Origin of the sequence: Phyllobacterium trifolii (assembly GCF_014192095.1) — a bacterium.
In the GTDB taxonomy this organism is placed as follows: Bacteria; Pseudomonadota; Alphaproteobacteria; order Rhizobiales; family Rhizobiaceae; genus Phyllobacterium; species Phyllobacterium trifolii.
Genome location: NZ_JACHXN010000002.1, coordinates 243,245 through 261,384 on the forward strand (window position 1 = coordinate 243,245; position 18,140 = coordinate 261,384).

Below are 18,140 nucleotides of genomic sequence, written 5' to 3' on the forward strand. Positions count from 1 at the left end.
CAAACCGATGAGATGGTCGCAGACGCTTAAGACAGTCTGTCAGCGTGCCAGGCGATATGATCGGCCATGAAGGTCGAGATAAAGAAATATGAGTGGTCGTAGCCGTCGCGCATGTTGAGCGTCAGCGGGATGCCGGCTTTGGCACAGGCCTCTTCCAACAGCCAAGGCCGAAGCCCGTCATCAAGAAAGCCGTCGGCCTTACCCTGATCCACCAGCAATTCGGGCACGCGGTAGCCGTCCTCGATCAATGCCACGCTGTCATAGGCGCGCCATGCCGACTCGTCCTCGCCGAGATATTTCTCGAAGGCGGGACGCGACCAGCCTGCAACCATCGGCCGTGCAATGGGCGCAAAGGCGGACACCGACCTGAAGCGTTCCGGATTCTTAAGAGCCAGGGTGATGGCGCCGTGGCCGCCCATGGAGTGGCCAAAAATGCTCTGGCGCGTCACGTCGACCGGAAACTGCGCGGCAACCAGTTCGGGAAGTTCATAGGCGATATAGCTCGCCATGCGATAATTCGTCGACCAAGGTTCCTGTGTGGCATCCAGATAGAAACCGGCGCCGCTGCCGAACTGCCAATTGTCCTTCTCGTCCGGCACATTTTCGCCGCGCGGGCTGGTATCCGGGCAGATTATTGCAATGCCAAGCTCGGCGGCAACGCGGCGGTATTCGCCCTTGTCCATCACGTTCTGATGAGTGCAGGTCAGGCCTGACAGGTACCAGAGCAGCGGCACCGGATGCTCTTTTGCCTGTGGCGGCAGGAAAACCGCAAAGGTCATGTCGCACTGACAGGCGTCGCTGCGATGGCGATAGACGCCCTGGATACCCTCAAAGCTTTTGGCAATCGATAACGTTTCCATAAATTCCCCTGATTATTGACCCAGCGAAACGATGACGTTGACAGCGGCCGCAACAAGCACCGTGTTGAAGATATACGAGACAATGGCGTGTAGCAGATTAATCTTGCGCATATCTGTACTGGTGATCGCAGTATCCGATGTCTGGGCCGTCATGCCGATGACGTATGAGAAGTAGAGAAAATCATAACCGCCGGGCTCCTTGTCGCCCGGGAAGTCGAGCCCGCCGACATGTTTGCGGGGCGTCTGCTTTGCACCCTCCGCCGTCTCGTCCGGCTGCCAGTAGAGATGGGCATAGTGGATGGCCGCCATCATGTGCACGGTGAACCAGCCAAGCGGCACTGCGGCGAGAGCCAGTGAGAGGTCGAAAGGATGCGGATCCTCACCGGAATTGATCAGCACGAACAGCGAGCTGACTGCGACGACGACCGTGCCGAAGGTCACCGCAAAAATGATCCACACCGGTTCATCGGATTTGGCCGCGTTGCGGTGCAGGTATTCCGGCGTCAGTTTCCGGACCTTGATGATGGAAAGAACCAGATAGATCACGAAGAAGACGTTGGCCGCGACGACATAAGCATTGCGTGGCGCGAAGAACAGCGCCAGAGCGAGAGCGACGAGCCCAACAGCCGCGGCAAGATAGAATGGATTATGCCGCTTCCACATCGCTTGTCACTCCGTGGTCAGCACAGCGGGGCGCTGCATGTCGACATGGGGAATCCCGTCTTCGAGATATTCTTCCGAGACCGGCACGAAACCGAAGGATTCATAAAACCGCAGCAACTGGCTTTGCGCCGATAGTTTGATCGGGCTTTCGGCATAAAGCCGCTCGCATTGTGCGATGGCCTCGACCATGAGCCTGTCGCCAAGCTTCTTGCCGCGATGTTCGGGTGAAACGACAACCCGGCCTATCCGGGCAGCCGGATCGGTCTTCGCGGGTTTGCGGATTCGCGCGCTCCCGACAAGATCGCCCCCCGAAAGCAGACGAAGGTGGAGTGCATCCAGATCCTTGCCGTCAAGCTCGGGATAGGGGCATTTCTGCTCGACCACGAAAACATCCACCCGCAATTTCAGCATGTCATACAGGTCGCGCGGGCTAAGTTCGTCCAGCCCGCTCAAGACAACCTTGACGTTCTCATCCATCAAAATGTCACAACGCTGCGGATCGACTTGCCCTCATGCATAAGGTCGAAGGCGGTGTTGATCTCGTCAAGCGGCATGGTGTGGGTGATGAGCGAGTCGATGTCGATCTTGCCTTCCATGTACCAGTCGACGATTTTCGGCACGTCCGTACGGCCGCGCGCACCGCCAAAAGCCGTGCCGCGCCAGTTGCGGCCGGTGACGAGCTGGAATGGCCGCGTCGAGATTTCCTTGCCGGCTTCCGCGACGCCGATAACAATGCTGGTGCCCCAGCCGCGATGGCAGCACTCCAGCGCCTGGCGCATCACATTGGTGTTGCCGGTCGCGTCGAAGGAGAAGTCCGCGCCGCCGTCCGTCAGGTCCTGGATCGCCTGCACGACCTTGTCGTTGCCAACCTCGTTGGGATTGATGAAATCGGTCATGCCGAACTTTTTGGCCATCGCTACCTTGCCCGGATTGAGATCGACACCGATGATCTTGTCGGCACCGACCATGCGCGCGCCCTGGATCACGTTGAGGCCAATCCCGCCGAGGCCGAAAACCACGACATTGGCACCCGGCCAGACCTTGCCGGTATAGATGACAGCCCCGATGCCGGTGGTGACGCCGCAACCGATATAACAGATCTTGTCGAAAGGCGCGTCTTCACGCACTTTCGCCAGCGCGATTTCCGGCAGGACGGTGAAATTCGAGAAGGTCGAGCACCCCATATAATGGAAGACCTCGCCGCCATCGCAGGAGAAACGGCTGGTGCCGTCGGGCATGACACCCTGGCCTTGCGTGGCGCGGATCGAGGTGCACAGGTTGGAGCGCTGCGACAGGCACGTCTTGCACTGCCGGCATTCGGGCGTGTAAAGCGGGATGACGTGATCGCCAACCTTCAGCGAGGTCACCCCGGCGCCAAGTTCACGCACGATGCCCGCGCCCTCATGGCCGAGAATGGCCGGGAATTTTCCTTCGGAATCAAGGCCGGAGAGCGTGTAGGCATCGGTATGGCAGACACCGGTTGCCATGACTTCCACCAGTACCTCGCCGGGCTTCGGCCCGCCGATCTCGATGGTTTCGATGGTCAGCGGTTTCTTGGCCTCCCAGGCAACGGCGGCGCGCGATTTCATGATTGTCTCCCTGATGCGTCTCGGTCAATGCAACGTAGTGATTTGCTGGTTGCACTATCAGGATCGCACCAAGGGTCGTCAATCGGACCGGCGACATTTCTCGCCGGAAATGGCGCGCTTCCTATGGCACGCCATGAGCCACAGCCTGCCGTCGCCTACTCCACCACCTGCACTTTCGCCGCAACCCTTGCTCTGGCGGCAGGCAGGGGCGAGCGGCCATCGAAGAAGGCCTGCACCTCATCGAAACTGGCGTAGCCGTCATGGTCGCGATCGATCTCGGCGAAATGATCGGCGACGAAGCCCCAGCCAGCATCATTGGCGTGCTTGAGTGTCAAAATTCCGCTCGCCCCAGTTGCAGATTCAAATCGGTCACGCAGATCGGCATCGAATAATCGCTGCATGTTTTCAGGTGTGATTTCGGGAGGAACCACACCGGGCGCATCAGGCGGAGGCGTTCCCAACTCCTCGGAAACACGGAGCAAAAGTGGCGGAGCCAATATTGTCGCGGTGACGGGGTGCGTCACCCCTGCCGAAGCAATACCGGACAGACCAAGGAGCGGCAGGGCGGCGAGCGCCAGGCGAACGGATTTCATTGGAGGGCTCCTGAAACAATGGCGGCCGTAACGGGCGATGCAGACGGCGCATAGGGCGGTGCTTCATAGAAGGCGTCGAGCGCTGCTTTCATCGGTGCACGCGATTCCTCCGTATTGTATGTCATATGACCGCCTGCAAAATTCTTGACCACTATCCGATCCTGAAGATTGACGTTCTTCAAATCGAGCTCAGTCTGGTAGGGCGGCGTTCTGATATCGTGATAGCCTCCGAGAATCAGTATCTTGGTGCCCGGTGCCAGCGTTGATATATTCGTCAGCTCCGGCAGGCTCGTTGTAGCATTGGATTTTGTGAAGGGTCGCTTGAAATCCCAGTTGTCGCGGAGGCCTTCTAAACTGGTGGTATAGGTCGAGTCATTCTTGTAGTTCAAATAATCGGTCCGCATCGTACGAAACTGATTAAGAAATGCATCGTCAATGTATTTATCGGCGTCGTAGCTGGTTGATGGCGTGTACATGCGCCCATCGAAACCGGACAACTTCTGGCCTTGCAGCAATTTCTCCCGGAATATGTCGACATTGAGAAGTGGTTCCGGTTCCCAGACCCTGCGCGAAATTCCAAGCCTTGTCTCAAGGTCTGTCAAAAGGGCTTTACCGCCAGCCATGGCTTCAAGTTCGGGCAGCCATTTGATTTTTTTTGATTTTGTACCGGGAGGCGGTGCCGGATATGAAAATTTATCGGCAAAGGGCGTAAATGTTTCGGCCGTGAATTTTTTCGACGCCTCGTAATATTCCGCTATCGTCTCCTTGTCCCCACGCACTTTCGCTTTTTTGTGAAAGTCTGCCAAGATTGCATAGGATGGCAGATACCCGGCGCAGGAGCGTGTCCTTGCCTGACCACAATCCGCGGAATAGTCCAGAATAGGCGAATTGAGAACGAGTCCTGTAAGAACGGTTGGCGGCTTGCCGGAAGGATCGTGTTCGTAATCGGCTGTTCCCGCCTGCAGGAGAAGATAGGCGGCAATGGGGGTGCGGATGCCACCATAGGATTCGCCGTAGAGATATTTCGGTGAGGCCTGGCGGTTATAATAATTGGTATAGCGCGTGACGAAATCCCTGAGCACGCCGGCATCTTTGTCAACTTGCCAGAAATCCTTGTTCTTGTTCGGACTGATAGCCTGCGAAAGGCCTGTCCCCACCGGATCGCAGAAGACCAGGTCCGTCTGGTCGAGCAGTGTCTCGGCATTTTCGGCCTTGTCAAATTGCTGTGGTTTCGTGCTCTTGTATTTTTCGGGTATTTCCGGAGCATTGGATATCAGACGCTGCGGCGCCCAAGATCCAAGGTGCAGCCAGATCGAGGCTGAGCCCGGGCCCCCATTGTAGAAAAAAGTCACCGGACGCTTCTCTTTCGGCAGATCTTCGCGCGTATAGGAGGTATAGAAAATCGAGGCCTTCGCGACCCGCATTTCTTTGGACTCGCTTTTTGGCGCATAGGCAATGAGGTGCCCGGCCCTGGCCGTGAACCATACTGTTTTTCCGCGGATGGACATCGAATGCCGCTTTACGGAGGATATCTCGTTGACCACTGAAGATTCGAGCGATGATTTCGCTAAATCAGCGATCTTGGACGCCATATAAGTGTTCGGATCCTCAAGCTCATAATCCTCCGGCGCGTAGAGCTTGTAGGCTTCTTCGTCCTTGCCGGCGCGGGTAAAGAGCGCCGCCACGGATTTGACCGGCGCGAACTCCTTCAATTTGCCCGCTGCCTCGATGGTCTTGCCATCCTTGACGAAAGCCTCGACGGCACGAAGCGATGCGCCTTCCGCCGTCAGACCTGCGGCATCGAGGATCTTTGCCGCCTCGGCAAACCGTCCGGTCTCGATCAAACCATCGCTGCGGATATGCGCTGCTTCGAGTTTTGCTGCCCTTGCATCCTCGATCGCAGCGTTCTTCAGCGTCTCGAGCCGTGCAAGCTCTGTCTTGGCCGTCTCGATCTTCCCGCCCGTACCCTCATATGTGGCCAGCTCATCCATCGCCAGCTTGATCTTGCCTGGGTTTGCCGTATCTCTCGGATCCCCCATCAGATCGGCAAGCTCGTCTTTTCGGACCTTCAGTTCATCGTCGGCAAGCTTGATCAATCCCGGCTTCGTCTGGTCTCCTTCAACTCCCTTCAGTTCGTCCCGGCGCTTTTCCAGATCGTCGCGCTCGCCTTTGAGCCCCGCAATTTCGCCCGGATCACCGTCCTTGACGCCCGCGAGACCATCGCGCGTCTTCTCCAGACCAGCGATTTCCCGGTTCAGTGTCTCGATCCTGCCGTTCGGCCCCTCGAGGCCGGCAAGTTCGTCCCGCCGGTCTTTGAGCGTCGTGCTCGCCGTTTCGACTTCCCCGGTCTTGGCAGCCGCCTCGACGAGCAGCCCGGCCAGTTGTTCTTCACCCTGCTGGATTTTGGCGGCAAGCGCCGCATCTGCCTGTTCAGTTTGGGTGAGTTTGGTTCCGGCGGCAGTCAAAGCAGTGGTCTTTTGACCGATCTCTGCGTTGAGCCCATCGAGCTTCGCCTGTGCCGCGGCAGTCTCGGCATCGAACGTACTCGTAGCTGTTGTGGAGGAATCGGAAGAATCGGAACCATTGCAAGCGCTGAGGCCGAGCGCTGCGAAAAGCAGCAAAAAGCGAAAATTCATAAGTGCAAAATCCTGATTACAATTGCTTACAACCCTTTCAAAATTTGCTGCGCTGCACAATTCGCCTAAAGTTTAATCAGACAAGAAAAATGCCCTTATGCGTGCATTTCATGAAGTGCACACAGTTATTGATGACCAATGATCTCGAAAAAGCTGCTGGACTTGCCGGCAGGAACCCTGTCAAAACGCCACACTATTGCAATGCCGGACACAATGCCTTGATCGACCTGCCTGCCCTTCCCGTCACCGAAATCTTTCCGGCGCTCGATGTTGCGCTGACCAATGGCAATGCTGGCGTCCTTGTCGCTCCGCCCGGTGCCGGCAAGACAACCCTCGTTCCGCTGCACTTGCTCGGTGCATCGTGGCGCAAGGACCGCACGATCATCCTCCTCGAACCACGCCGCCTTGCCGCGCGCGCCGCCGCCAGCCGCATGGCGAGCCTCATGGGCGAGGAGGTCGGCGCAACCGTCGGCTATCGTATGCGGCTTGAAAACAAGGTCTCGGCGAGAACGCGCATCCTCGTTGTCACCGAAGGCGTTTTCGCCCGAATGATCCTCGACGATCCCGACCTGAAAGACATCGCCGCTGTCCTATTCGATGAATTTCACGAGCGCAGCCTCGACGCGGATTTCGGCCTTGCGCTGGCGCTCGATGTGCAGGCGGCCTTGCGACCGGACTTGAAGCTCCTTGTCATGTCGGCAACACTCGACGGCGCGCGGGTTGGAAAACTGCTGGGCGATGCGCCGGTGCTGGAAAGCAAGGGGCGCTCCTTTCCCATCGATATCCGATATCGGGAACGCAAACCGGACGAGCGGATCGAAGATGCCATGGCCAGGGCCATCCGCGATACGCTCGCCGACGAGACCGGTAGCATCCTCGCCTTCCTGCCGGGCCAGCGCGAGATCGAACGCACCGCCGAAGCGCTGCAAGGACGCGTGCCCGCCGACGTCATGATCGTGCCGCTTTACGGTGCGCTGGAGGGTCGCGATCAGGACGCGGCGATCAAGCCGCCACCTCCCGGCAAACGCAAGGTGGTGCTTGCTACCTCCATCGCCGAAACCTCGATCACTATCGATGGCGTACGCGTTGTCATCGACAGCGGCTTGGCGCGACTGCCGAAATTCGAACCCGCCACCGGATTGACTCGTCTGGAAACCGTGCGTGCTTCCCGTGCGGCAGTCGATCAGCGAGCCGGGCGCGCCGGGCGAACGGAGCCCGGCATCGCACTGCGCCTCTGGCGAGCCGAACAGACGGCGGCGCTGGAAGCCTTCGCCCCGCCGGAAATCCTCGAAGCGGATTTGACCGGCCTCGTGCTCGATTGTGCCGCCTGGGGTGTTGCCGATCCGGCGAGCCTTGCCTTTCTCGACGCGCCGCCGGCCCCTGCAATCAAGGAAGCCAGGGCGCTTCTGGAAAATCTCGGAGCGCTGGAAAGCAATCGCGTCACGCCCATGGGCGACGCGATGCGGAAGTTGGCTTTGCCTGCGCGCCTTGCCCATATGGTGCTGACCGCGCGCGAACGCGGGCAGGCATACCGAGCAGCCGAACTTGCCGTCCTCCTTACCGAGCGCGGGCTTGGCGGCAATGATATTGATCTCGATGTGCGTCTTTCGCGCTTCCAGCGCGAACGCGGCGATCGTGCAACGCGGGCGCGTGGGTTGGCAAAGCGATTAGCGGGAAATGGCGGCGCTGCGCCTGAACCCGACAGTGTCGGCCGTCTGCTCATCGGGGCCTACCCCGACCGGATCGCCAAGGCGCGCGGCAATGGCCAGTTCACCCTTGCCAACGGGCGCGGCGGCGAGGTCGATCCAGCCACTTCGCTGGCGAAGTCGCCATGGCTGGTCGTTGCCGATCTTGCAGGCCGGGCAGGCCGTGCGCGCATCCTTGCCGCTGCGGAGGTGACGGAAGCGGAAATCCGCGATGCCTTGGCCAATCGCATCGTCAGCGGGCGGCAGGTGACCTACGATCCGACCCGCAACGCCCTGCAGGCACGCGATGCCACCCGCATCGGCGCGATTGCATTGTCCGAAAAGACGCTACCAGCACCTACAGGCGAGGAGGCTGATCTTGGCGTCATCGCCGCCATCCGCGCGCATGGTCCGGGCATTCTGCCATGGTCGAAGGAAGCGACGATCCTGCGCCGCCGGCTCGCCTGGCTGCATCAGGGGCTCGGTTCACCTTGGCCGGCGATGGACGACGATGCTCTCATCGCGTCGCTGGACGATTGGCTGTTGCCCTTCCTCAAGGGCTCTGCCCAGTTAAGCCAAATCCCCGGCCATGTGCTTGTCGAGGGGCTGCGCTCTGCTGTTCCCTTTGATCTCCAACGCAAGATCGACACTCTCGCACCGACCCATTTCGAAGTGCCGACCGGCTCGAATATCCCGATCCGTTACGATGAAGGGGAACCGGTGCTGAGCGTACGCGTGCAGGAGCTCTTCGGTCTCGGCATGCATCCCGCCATTGCCGGTGATACCATCCCGCTCCTGCTTGAACTCCTGTCGCCCGCACATCGCCCGATCCAGATCACACGCGATCTTCCCGGCTTCTGGAAAGGCTCATGGGCGGATGTGCGCAGCGACATGCGCGGCCGCTATCCGAGGCATGTCTGGCCGGAGGATCCAGCAAATGCATCGCCGACCGCCAGGGCAAAACCTCGGGGGACTTGAAGGCCGCAGCCTTGACCCTCCCCCTTGTGGGGAGGGAGGCTGCGCAGCAGCAGGGAGGGGCCCCCTCCCCGTCGCTTCGCTCCGCCCCCTCCCCACAAGGGGTAAGGCGGCAACGCTGCTGCCTCCCCAAAAACTCCACAATTCCCTTTGCACTCCGTTTGTTCTAAAGCTCCCGCATGGTTCAGGATTTCGGCATACGCTCATCTTATCTGTCGCGGCGGCTTCGGCTGACGACGCTCATTCGCCTGCGCTGGCTTGCCGTTGCTGGCCAGAGCATCGCGGTGCTTTTCGTGGCGCTCTATCTCAAATTCCCCTTCCCGGTCAGCATCTGTTTCGCGATGATCGCCTGTTCGGCGTGGCTGAACCTCCTGATGTCGTTCCGCTATCCGATCAACCACCGGCTCGAGCCGCGCGCGGCGGTCACAGTCCTCGCCTTCGATATCCTGCAGGTGGCGGGTCTCCTTTATATGACCGGCGGACTGCAGAACCCCTTCGCGGTACTGATGATCGTCCCGGTGATCATTTCTGCCACCTCGCTGCCAGCCTATTCGACCATAGCGCTCGGCCTTCTCGTCACCATCTGCGCCACAGTGCTTGCCAACGTCTACCTGCCGCTGCCCTGGTATGAGGGCCAGAGCATGCAACTTCCCTTCGTGCTCATTGCCGGCGTCTGGTGTTCGGTGGTCTCCGCCCTCGCCTTCACCGCCGTCTATGCCTATCGCGTCGCAGAAGAGGCGCGCCTCCTCGCCGATGCGCTTACTGCGACGGAGCTGATCCTGCAGCGCGAGCAACATCTCTCCGCACTGGACGGGCTTGCCGCCGCCGCTGCGCATGAACTCGGCACACCGCTTGCGACGATTGCCCTCGTCGCCAAGGAAATGGAGCGGAGCCTGAAACAGGATGACCGTTTTGCCGAAGACATCGAGCTTCTGCGTTCGCAGACCGACCGCTGCCGCGAGATTCTGAAGCGGCTTACCAGCCTGTCCTCGACCAGCGAAGAACACATGTCGCGGTTGAAGATCTCCTCGCTCATCGAGGAAGTCATCGAGCCCAACCGCAACTTCGGTATCAATATCGTGGTGAAGAAGCTGAGGGGCGAAGGTGTCGAGCCGATCATCCGGCGTAATCCCGGCATCATCTACGGGCTGGGCAATCTGGTCGAGAACGCGATTGATTTTGCCAGGGCGACAATCGAGGTCAGCTGGGGCTGGACCGACAGGACCGTGGAGATCATCGTCAGCGACGATGGCCAAGGTTTTGCCGCCGAAATTCTTGACCGGATCGGCGAGCCCTACACCACCGGCCGCGACCGCGAAATCAATGAACATGGCGGCGGGCTCGGGCTCGGCCTGTTCATCGCCAAGACGCTTTTGGAGCGTTCGGGCGCGACGATTACCTTCCGCAATCGCAACGATCCGGGACAGGGTGCGGAGGTCATCGTGAGCTGGCCGCGCAATCAACTCGCTGCCGATTGATAATCTTTGACTTTTTGTTCATTGCGAACCATTAACAACGAATAATATGAAAAAAAGAGCAGGAAACCCTGATGGAAAACACGGATCAGGACGATATTGCAGCCATAGGCGGCGATCCGACACTTCTTCTTGTCGATGACGACAAGCCGTTCTTGCAGCGTCTTGCACGCGCCATGGAAACGCGAGGCTTCACCGTCGCCATTGCCGATTCGGTCGAGGCCGGACTTGCCAGCGTCAAGACCCACGCCCCGGCCTATGCGGTGGTCGATATGCGACTAGGCGATGGCAACGGCCTCGACATTATCGAGGCTATCCGCGCCCGGCGCGAAGACACGCGTGCTGTTATCCTTACCGGCTACGGCAACATCGCGACCGCGGTCAATGCGGTCAAACTCGGTGCCATCGATTACCTGTCGAAGCCAGCCGATGCTGATGAAGTCTTTGCGGCATTGACGCGGCGTTCCGGTGAAAAGGTCGCTCCGCCGGAGAATCCGATGTCGGCCGACAGGGTTCGTTGGGAACATATCCAGCGCGTCTACGAGATGTGCGACCGCAATGTTTCCGAAACGGCCCGCAGGCTCAACATGCACCGCCGTACGTTGCAGCGTATTCTGGCCAAACGAGCTCCGCGCTAGCCTACTCTACGTCTGTTTCAGGCAAGTCTATCCCCGACAGTTCGGCCAAAGTCATGCGCGCTGCACTGACGCGGGCAAACCGCAGCGTCATCGCCTTGCGGGTTGCGCTTGCGAGCTTGTGCTCCGGCGCATCGCGGATGATCTCGGCGCCGTAGCCGTCCGAAAGAATGAACCCGCAATCTTCGGGGAAAATGTCCGCTGGAACACCCGGATGCGTGGCGAAGAACAACCGGTCGCAATGCGCGCGATAGATCGGCCATTTGCGATCCACTTTCCAGTCCTCGATCGAGGATTTGATCTCGACGATCCAGATCTCACCGCTGCGCGTCAATGCCACAAGGTCGGCGCGCCGGCCAGACGCCAAAGGCAATTCCGGCATCACCGCAAGCCCGAGTTCAAGAAAAAGCCGCTGCACACCGCGGCGCACCAGCATGGCGTTTTCCGATTGCCGCCCATCGATGAGCGGGCTTGTCTGACCCAGGCTGACTAGAGGCATGATCCGCAGAATATCGGCAAATTTGCAACCATGGCAAAAAAACTACACCGCCCGGTTGAGGATTGACAGGTTAACGAAAAACTTCGCTTTACGGTTAATCAGCCATTAACAATAATGGCGCTAGAGAGGCAACACAAGAAAACGCACATAGATTCGCTTAACATTGGGGTGACCATGCAACTCAAGACTATCGTCCTCGCAGTTGGGCTGATGGCTACAACTGCCTTGACCGGCTGTTCTACGATCGGTTTCAGCTATTCCACAGCCTCCTACAATTCCGTCGTCGACGCCGGCTACGTGATTCCCGCTGTTCCCCGCTCCAAGATCCCGCCACAGTATTTGCGCCAGCAAGTCAACTATGATGGCAGCGAGGCTCCGGGGACGATCATCGTCGATACGGGTACGAAATATCTCTATTATGTGCTCGGCGGCGGCAAAGCGATGCGCTACGGCATCGGCGTCGGCAAGCAGGGTTTCGAATGGCATGGTACCGCGCGCGTCGCGATGAAGCGCGAGTGGCCAACATGGACACCGCCGCGCGAGATGATCCAGCGCCAGCCCAAGCTTGCGGAATTCCGCGACGGCATGGACCCGGGCATCACTAATCCGCTAGGCGCCCGCGCGCTTTACCTGTTCAACAAGGGTGGCGACACCGGTTACCGCCTGCATGGCACACCGGAATGGTGGTCGATCGGCAAGGCCATGTCTTCCGGCTGTATTCGCCTGATGAACCAGGACATCATGGATCTTTATAACCGCGCGGAAGTCGGCGCCAAGGTCATCGTCAGATAATTTGCTGGCGCAGCAACGAGTCGAATAGGCCGCTTTCGAGCGGCCTTATTCGTTCCAGGGGTTGAAGATGGAAACTCCGGTGGATTGAAAGTCGGCCACATTGCGCGTGACGAGTGTCATCCCGTGAACAATTGCTGTTGCCGCAATAAATGAATCCCGTTCCGCTTGGGGATTTGGAACATGCAAATGCGCACAACATTGTGCAACAGCACTATCTACCGCAAGAATTCGTTCTCTGAATTCAATGAGAACCCAACCGTTCAGCCAAGCGCGTAAAACCAGGCCTTGCTTTGCATCTCTGCGCTCCATCAGCAGGGTACCTAATTCGAGCTCGAAGACGGTGATCGAGGACAGAAAAAAATCGTTAAAATTATTCGCAGCCGCCCAAGCCAATACTTTTGGATCCGCCTTGTTTGCCCGGCGCATCTCTGAGAGAAAATTGGTATCCAGAATGAACATCAAGAAAAATCAACAGGCTTGAAATGTATTTCCAGCTTTGGAAACTCGTAATCGAAATCTCCGTCATCACCTTGCTGGGCCAAGGCATCCGCAAGACTTTTGCCTGTTCCTGTCAACTTTCTGTATTCTTCGATGCTCAAGAGAACGTGCGCAGGCCGGCCCCGATCCGTAATGAAAACAGGTCCGTCATTCGCTGCCTTTTTAGCCTCGCTGGCGTGCTGATTGAATTCTCTACTGGAGATTGTGGTAATACCCATGAAGCCTCCTTTTTGTTGTAGATATGTTACTACATTCTCCTATCCCCTTCAAGCTTTGGAATTTCATAGTGCCTTCGAAATTCTGTCGTGTTGACCTGATACACGACCGGCCCATAGATTGTCGCAGACGCTTAAGTGAGACTGGAAGCCCATCATGTTCAAGACCGTTGCCACCAAGCCATTTGACGACCAGAAGCCCGGAACATCGGGCCTGCGCAAGAAAGTGCCGGAGTTTCAGCAGGAAAACTACGTCGAGAACTTCATCCAGTCGGTGTTCGATTCGCTTGAAGGCTTCAAGGGCAAGACGCTGGTGATCGGCGGCGACGGCCGCTACTATAATCGCGAGGTCGTGCAGATCGCCGTCAAGATGGCTGCGGCCAATGGCTTCGGGCGCGTTCTTGTCGGCAAGGGCGGCATCCTGTCGACGCCGGCAGCCTCCAATGTCATCCGCAAATACAAGGCGTTCGGCGGGCTCGTCCTGTCGGCCAGTCATAATCCGGGCGGTCCTACCGAGGATTTCGGTATCAAGTACAATATCGGCAATGGCGGACCTGCTCCCGAAAAGATCACCGAGGCGATCTTCGCCCGCTCCAAGACGATCACGCAATATGTGATCGCCGACGCCCCGGATATCGATATCGATACGATCGGCACGCAGAAGATCGGCGAAATGGATGTCGAAATCATCGATCCTGTGGCCGATTATGCCGAACTGATGGAACAGCTGTTCGACTTCGATGCGATCCGCGCCTTGATCAAGTCGGGCTTTACCCTGCGCTTCGATTCCATGCATGCGGTCACGGGCCCCTACGGCAAGGAAATCCTCGAGCATCGCCTCGGCGCACCGGACGGCACCTGCATCAATTTCGTGCCACTCGAAGATTTCGGCGGGCATCATCCCGACCCCAACCTCGTCTATGCCAAAGACCTCTACGATCTTCTGATGTCTCCAAATGGTCCTGATTTCGGCGCGGCCTCCGATGGCGATGGCGACCGCAACCTCATCATCGGCAAAGGCATCTTCATCACCCCTTCCGATTCGCTCGCCATGCTTGCGGCCAATGCGCATCTCGCGCCCGGCTACAAGGCGGGCCTCAAGGGCATCGCCCGCTCCATGCCGACCAGTGGCGCAGCGGACCGTGTGGCGGAAAAGCTGAAGATCGGCATGTATGAAACGCCGACCGGCTGGAAATTCTTCGGCAACCTGCTCGATGCGGATATGGCGACGATCTGCGGGGAGGAGAGCTCCGGCACCGGCTCCAACCATGTGCGCGAGAAGGATGGCCTCTGGGCAGTGCTGCTCTGGCTCAACATCCTTGCCGTGCGCAAGGTCAGTGTCAAAGAGATCGCGCACGAGCATTGGGCGACCTACGGCCGCAATTATTATTCGCGCCACGATTATGAAGGCGTCGATACGGCCGGCGCCAACAAATTGATGGACGATCTGCGGGCCAAGCTGCCAACGCTACCCGGTACCTCGGTCCAGGGCCTCAAGATCACGCATGCCGATGACTTCGCCTATCACGATCCGGTCGACAAATCGGTGAGCAAGAACCAGGGCATCCGCGTCCTGTTCGAAGGCGGCTCGCGCGTCGTCTTCCGCCTGTCGGGCACCGGCACGTCCGGCGCAACCATCCGCGTCTATATCGAGCGCTACGAGCCCGATCCAAAGCGCCACGATCTCGAAACGCAGGGCGCGCTCGCCGATCTCATCCGCGCCGCGCACGACCTTGCGGATATCAAAGGGCATACGGGCCGCAAGGAGCCAAGCGTAATTACGTGATTTGATCGCAAGCCCAAATAGAATATTTTCGGAGAGTTCGATGTTCTGAGGGCCGCCGGCAACGGTGGGTCTATACTCGCTATCAGCGGTTGCGGCCGTGTCAATCCAACTTCGCCACGCAACCCTGCCGCAATTAGACTTTTGAGCCCTTCGTCAAATTCTTTGGTACGGCTGTCATTCAAATGTTAACGAAACGAAATACTTAAATCATGAGGAAATTTGTAATATTCAAGACGGCCGGACGAGCTGTCTTGGAAGAGAGTTTTTGCGCGCTTGATAATACATGCTGGCGTTAGATTCGATGGCGGGGCTCAGCGATGGACAGGCACTTTCTTTGTATCCGATCGATTGGAGCAGCAATTGCAGGCGCCACGATCGCGGCTATCGTTTTGTGTTTCGGCACGTCCTCCCAGGCGGAACCCATTCGCGGTGCTGGCTCGACTTTTGCAGCACCAGTGATCGCCGCATGGTCGCAAGCCTATCGAGATGCTCGGGTGGACGGCGGTGACTTCATATCGCCCGACTGGACAGTCGACTACGAACTCGTTGGTTCGCTTGCCGGCGTAATGCGGCTCGACCAACCTGAACTCGACTTTGCAGCGACTGATGTCCCTGTTAATCCAGCCGATCTGAAAAGACACGGGCGCGAGCAGTTTCCGATCGTATTCGGCAGCGTTGCCGTGGTCGCAAATATCAACGGCTTTGAAAATGGGCGTTTGCGGCTTTCTGGCCCGGTGCTGGCCGACATCTATCTCGATAGGATAAGGTCCTGGTCCGACCCGGCCATCAAGGCTTTGAACCCGGATGCCGCCCTACCCGATCTAAAGATCAGCGTGCTTTATCGCACAGATGGTTCCGGGACGACTTTTGCCTTTACCGAGTATCTGTCCGCCGTCAGTGCCGATTGGAAAAAGCTCCATGGTGCCGACACACTGATCAAATGGCCGGTTGGGACAGGCGCTGAAGGCACGCAGGCTCTGATCAGTGCCGTCCACGCAACCAAGGGCGCGATCGCCTATGCCGAATATGGCCAAGTCGAGCGCGCCGGCCTTCCTTATGTATCGCTGCAGAACAAGGCGAACCATTTCGTGAAACCCGGTGCTGACGGCGTGCGGGATGCCGTGCACGCCATTGCCTGGGAAAAGACGCAGGACTTTCACGCCATATTGACTGACCTGCCTGGTGCCAATGCCTATCCCATAACCGCCGCGACCTTTGCGGTGGTCCCGGTCGTTGGACGTGCGGTAGATCGCTACGGCCGTGTTCATGATCTCTTCCGCCTCGCCTTCCAGATGGGCGCGGCCAAGGCGACCGAACTGGGCTATGTGCCGGTCCCGCCAGAACTGGTCAAGCAAATCGAGGACTACTGGGCGAAAGTGCCAAGCATAGAGAACTGATAACCCTTCGGTTGCCGCGGCAAGGGGACCGCACAACTGAACAGACGGATGTAATTGCGCCACCATGGCGCCTTTTGGGGACAGAGCGGATGAATATAGACCTCTTCAAGGACGTTTTCGTTCCAGTCATTGGCGGGTTGGGCATCTTCATGCTCGGGCTCGAGTTCATGTCGAATGGCATTCAGGCGCTATCTGTGACGAAGATGCGAGCGTTTCTCGCGAAGGCGGCCGGGACACCCGTAAAAGGTGTTATTGCCGGAACGCTGATTACCGGCATCATCCAATCGTCGACGGCTATGACCGTGATGGTGGTCGGCCTTGTAAACGCTGGTGTCGTAGCGCTCAGGCCGGCTATCAGCGTTATCATGGGCGCCAATATCGGCACAACACTCGGCAACGGCCTTATCGCGCTTCCACTCGGTCCGCTGGGTCTCATCCTCGCCGGGGTGTTCTCGCTGATCTATTGCTTCGCGAAGAGTGAGAAAGTCCGCAATATAGCCTTGGCCTGTATGGGTTTCGCGCTCATTTTCTATGGGCTCAATTTGATGACCGGCGGCCTTCGTCCGTTGCGCAACATGCCAGAAGTGATGGACATCCTCTCCACGCTGACGGCTGATTCTTACTTCAACTTGATCAAATGCGTTCTGATCGCCGCGCTCGTTACGGCGATGATCCACTCTTCCTCCGCGACGATCGGCATCGTCATGGGTCTCGGGGCTGCCGGGATTCTCGACTGGACAACTGCTGTGGCTTTCTCGCTCGGCGCCGATCTTGGCACGACCATTACCTCGTGGATGGCGTCGCTGAACCTGTCCAAGAACGCCAAGCGTGCGGCCTATGCCCATATCTCCTTCAATATCATCGGCGTCTGCATCACGGTTCCGCTCTTCTTCGTCTCGATCGAGGTGCTGAAATGGGTGATGCAATGGTTTGGCGGCGATCCGGGCATTCCGGTGATCGTCGACGGGAAAGAAACTTTCCCGCTGGTCCCTGTCGCCGTTGGTCTCTTCTCGACCGTTTTCAATGTCTTCAACACGGTGGTGCTCTTTCCTTTCATCGGCGTCTTCGAGCGAGTCCTGTCGCGTGTGGGCCGAACCGATGCAGAGGATATAGAGGACTACTCCACCCCGAAATTCCTCGATCGCAAGCTCGCCGGTGACTTTGCGAAAGCGATCCCGGCCGTGCAGCAGGAAACCGCCCGTCATTTGCAGGCCGGGGCATTATTCCTGGATATCGCCCGTTCATCCAAGGCGGCGCCATCCGATCCGGGTGAACACTATCTCGCGACTGATATCCTTAGCCGGGACATTCGCAGTTACACCGCGTCGCTCATGAAGGAAGATCTTCCGTATGAGCAGCTCGACCTCATCGCAAGCCTGATTGAGGAGGCTGACTTTACTGCCGCATTGACAGAATCGATGCATCAGGTCGCCAGGCGGGTCAAACGCGAAAAATTTACCCCGCAGGCCCAGCTAATCGTCGATACCGCCCTCGATAAACTCGACGCATCGCTACAAGACATCCTGCCGGACTATGGCGTCAAAAAACCGGATATGCCGGCAGGTCACGTCAGCTTGCCCGATGTAGAGGAACTTCGCGCACGAACTCTGGCGTTGGGACCGAATGCCGGCGCTGCCGAACGGGGCACCATGCTCGCCCTCCTCGGTTCCATTGAACGCGCTGAGCTCCTGATCCGCCGTATTGATCAAGAGCGCAAATCGGTCAATCGGCAGGCCGTTCTCGCCCGCTCGGCAGCTCACAAGGAGAGACAACGCCCCGTTATTGATGGAGGCATGAGTCCAATGCCGGCAGAATAGGGGCAACTCAGCCGCTGCAACAGAA

The 18,140-nt window shown here is 58.3% G+C and carries 16 protein-coding genes; 7 read left to right on the plus strand and 9 right to left on the minus strand.

Going from position 1 to position 18,140, the window contains the following annotated elements; translation table 11 throughout:
* Positions 1 to 26: 26 nt before the first annotated feature.
* The 6 genes from fghA to FHS21_RS30405 form a co-directional block, all read right to left on the minus strand.
* Entirely contained in the window at positions 27 to 860 is an 834-nt protein-coding gene (fghA, locus tag FHS21_RS04180) for an S-formylglutathione hydrolase (RefSeq protein ID WP_112531058.1), read from the minus strand.
* A gap of 12 nt (positions 861 to 872) precedes the next feature.
* Positions 873 to 1,523, minus strand: a complete 651-nt coding sequence (locus tag FHS21_RS04185) for a DUF1345 domain-containing protein (RefSeq protein WP_112531057.1) — start codon at positions 1,521 to 1,523, stop codon at positions 873 to 875.
* A gap of 6 nt (positions 1,524 to 1,529) precedes the next feature.
* On the minus strand, positions 1,530 to 2,000 hold the full coding sequence (locus tag FHS21_RS04190) for a GNAT family N-acetyltransferase (RefSeq protein ID WP_112531056.1): 471 nt from the start codon (positions 1,998 to 2,000) through the stop codon (positions 1,530 to 1,532).
* The gene (locus FHS21_RS04195; protein WP_112531055.1) at positions 2,000 to 3,112 is read right to left on the minus strand and encodes an S-(hydroxymethyl)glutathione dehydrogenase/class III alcohol dehydrogenase; all 1,113 of its coding nucleotides are present in this window, start codon (positions 3,110 to 3,112) and stop codon (positions 2,000 to 2,002) included. Before FHS21_RS04195 ends, FHS21_RS04190 begins: the two co-directional genes overlap by 1 nt.
* 155 nt (positions 3,113 to 3,267) lie before the next feature.
* Entirely contained in the window at positions 3,268 to 3,705 is a 438-nt protein-coding gene (locus FHS21_RS04200) for a hypothetical protein (RefSeq protein WP_112531054.1), read from the minus strand.
* Positions 3,702 to 6,341: a S10 family serine carboxypeptidase-like protein gene (locus tag FHS21_RS30405; RefSeq protein WP_210283324.1), complete on the minus strand. Its 2,640-nt coding sequence runs from the start codon at positions 6,339 to 6,341 to the stop codon at positions 3,702 to 3,704. Before FHS21_RS30405 ends, FHS21_RS04200 begins: the two co-directional genes overlap by 4 nt.
* Before the next feature lie 218 nt (positions 6,342 to 6,559).
* Between FHS21_RS30405 and hrpB the strand changes: the two genes are divergently transcribed.
* The 3 genes from hrpB to FHS21_RS04220 all read left to right on the plus strand — a co-directional run bounded on the left by hrpB (position 6,560) and on the right by FHS21_RS04220 (position 11,114).
* A complete protein-coding gene (hrpB, locus tag FHS21_RS04210) occupies positions 6,560 to 9,004 on the plus strand; it encodes an ATP-dependent helicase HrpB (RefSeq protein WP_183661137.1) in 2,445 nt (814 codons plus the stop codon).
* A 176-nt stretch (positions 9,005 to 9,180) separates the two neighbouring features.
* Positions 9,181 to 10,479: an ActS/PrrB/RegB family redox-sensitive histidine kinase gene (locus tag FHS21_RS04215; protein ID WP_112525469.1), complete on the plus strand. Its 1,299-nt coding sequence runs from the start codon at positions 9,181 to 9,183 to the stop codon at positions 10,477 to 10,479.
* 71 nt (positions 10,480 to 10,550) lie between these two features.
* Complete coding sequence (locus tag FHS21_RS04220) at positions 10,551 to 11,114, plus strand: ActR/PrrA/RegA family redox response regulator transcription factor (protein WP_112525471.1); 564 nt, start codon at positions 10,551 to 10,553, stop codon at positions 11,112 to 11,114.
* A 1-nt stretch (position 11,115) separates the two neighbouring features.
* Here the strand turns inward: FHS21_RS04220 and FHS21_RS04225 are convergent, their stop codons facing one another.
* The gene (locus tag FHS21_RS04225) at positions 11,116 to 11,610 is read right to left on the minus strand and encodes an MmcB family DNA repair protein (RefSeq protein ID WP_112525473.1); all 495 of its coding nucleotides are present in this window, start codon (positions 11,608 to 11,610) and stop codon (positions 11,116 to 11,118) included.
* 174 nt (positions 11,611 to 11,784) lie between these two features.
* Here FHS21_RS04225 and FHS21_RS04230 point away from each other — a divergent pair, with 174 nt between their 5' ends.
* Positions 11,785 to 12,402, plus strand: coding sequence for a L,D-transpeptidase (locus FHS21_RS04230; protein WP_112525747.1), 618 nt, complete (start codon positions 11,785 to 11,787; stop codon positions 12,400 to 12,402).
* Between the two features lie 45 nt (positions 12,403 to 12,447).
* On the opposite strand, the gene FHS21_RS04235 is transcribed toward FHS21_RS04230, so the two are convergent.
* Entirely contained in the window at positions 12,448 to 12,861 is a 414-nt protein-coding gene (locus tag FHS21_RS04235; protein WP_112525475.1) for a type II toxin-antitoxin system VapC family toxin, read from the minus strand.
* Positions 12,861 to 13,118, minus strand: coding sequence for a type II toxin-antitoxin system Phd/YefM family antitoxin (locus FHS21_RS04240; protein ID WP_112525477.1), 258 nt, complete (start codon positions 13,116 to 13,118; stop codon positions 12,861 to 12,863). Before FHS21_RS04240 ends, FHS21_RS04235 begins: the two co-directional genes overlap by 1 nt.
* Positions 13,119 to 13,269: 151 nt before the next feature.
* On the opposite strand from FHS21_RS04240, the gene FHS21_RS04245 reads away from it, so the two are divergent.
* The 3 genes from FHS21_RS04245 (at position 13,270) to FHS21_RS04255 (ending at position 18,115) form a co-directional block, all read left to right on the plus strand.
* Complete coding sequence (locus tag FHS21_RS04245; protein ID WP_183661140.1) at positions 13,270 to 14,901, plus strand: alpha-D-glucose phosphate-specific phosphoglucomutase; 1,632 nt, start codon at positions 13,270 to 13,272, stop codon at positions 14,899 to 14,901.
* A 317-nt stretch (positions 14,902 to 15,218) separates the two neighbouring features.
* Positions 15,219 to 16,298: a phosphate ABC transporter substrate-binding protein PstS gene (gene pstS, locus FHS21_RS04250; protein WP_112525481.1), complete on the plus strand. Its 1,080-nt coding sequence runs from the start codon at positions 15,219 to 15,221 to the stop codon at positions 16,296 to 16,298.
* 89 nt (positions 16,299 to 16,387) lie between these two features.
* Positions 16,388 to 18,115, plus strand: a complete 1,728-nt coding sequence (locus tag FHS21_RS04255; protein WP_183661013.1) for a Na/Pi cotransporter family protein — start codon at positions 16,388 to 16,390, stop codon at positions 18,113 to 18,115.
* Positions 18,116 to 18,140: the final 25 nt, after the last annotated feature.

Excerpts from the sequence above, each read along its gene's own strand:
- FHS21_RS04225 (WP_112525473.1), bottom strand. The coding sequence starts at position 11,610 with ATGCCTCTAGTCAGCCTGGGTCAGACAAGCCCGCTCATCGATGGGCGG.
- pstS (WP_112525481.1), top strand. The coding sequence starts at position 15,219 with ATGGACAGGCACTTTCTTTGTATCCGATCGATTGGAGCAGCAATTGCA.
- fghA (WP_112531058.1), bottom strand. The coding sequence starts at position 860 with ATGGAAACGTTATCGATTGCCAAAAGCTTTGAGGGTATCCAGGGCGTC.
- FHS21_RS30405 (WP_210283324.1), bottom strand. The coding sequence starts at position 6,341 with ATGAATTTTCGCTTTTTGCTGCTTTTCGCAGCGCTCGGCCTCAGCGCT.
- FHS21_RS04235 (WP_112525475.1), bottom strand. The coding sequence starts at position 12,861 with ATGTTCATTCTGGATACCAATTTTCTCTCAGAGATGCGCCGGGCAAAC.
- FHS21_RS04220 (WP_112525471.1), top strand. The coding sequence starts at position 10,551 with ATGGAAAACACGGATCAGGACGATATTGCAGCCATAGGCGGCGATCCG.
- FHS21_RS04215 (WP_112525469.1), top strand. The coding sequence starts at position 9,181 with ATGGTTCAGGATTTCGGCATACGCTCATCTTATCTGTCGCGGCGGCTT.
- FHS21_RS04240 (WP_112525477.1), bottom strand. The coding sequence starts at position 13,118 with ATGGGTATTACCACAATCTCCAGTAGAGAATTCAATCAGCACGCCAGC.
- FHS21_RS04195 (WP_112531055.1), bottom strand. The coding sequence starts at position 3,112 with ATGAAATCGCGCGCCGCCGTTGCCTGGGAGGCCAAGAAACCGCTGACC.
- FHS21_RS04255 (WP_183661013.1), top strand. The coding sequence starts at position 16,388 with ATGAATATAGACCTCTTCAAGGACGTTTTCGTTCCAGTCATTGGCGGG.
- FHS21_RS04185 (WP_112531057.1), bottom strand. The coding sequence starts at position 1,523 with ATGTGGAAGCGGCATAATCCATTCTATCTTGCCGCGGCTGTTGGGCTC.
- FHS21_RS04190 (WP_112531056.1), bottom strand. The coding sequence starts at position 2,000 with ATGGATGAGAACGTCAAGGTTGTCTTGAGCGGGCTGGACGAACTTAGC.
- FHS21_RS04200 (WP_112531054.1), bottom strand. The coding sequence starts at position 3,705 with ATGAAATCCGTTCGCCTGGCGCTCGCCGCCCTGCCGCTCCTTGGTCTG.
- FHS21_RS04230 (WP_112525747.1), top strand. The coding sequence starts at position 11,785 with ATGCAACTCAAGACTATCGTCCTCGCAGTTGGGCTGATGGCTACAACT.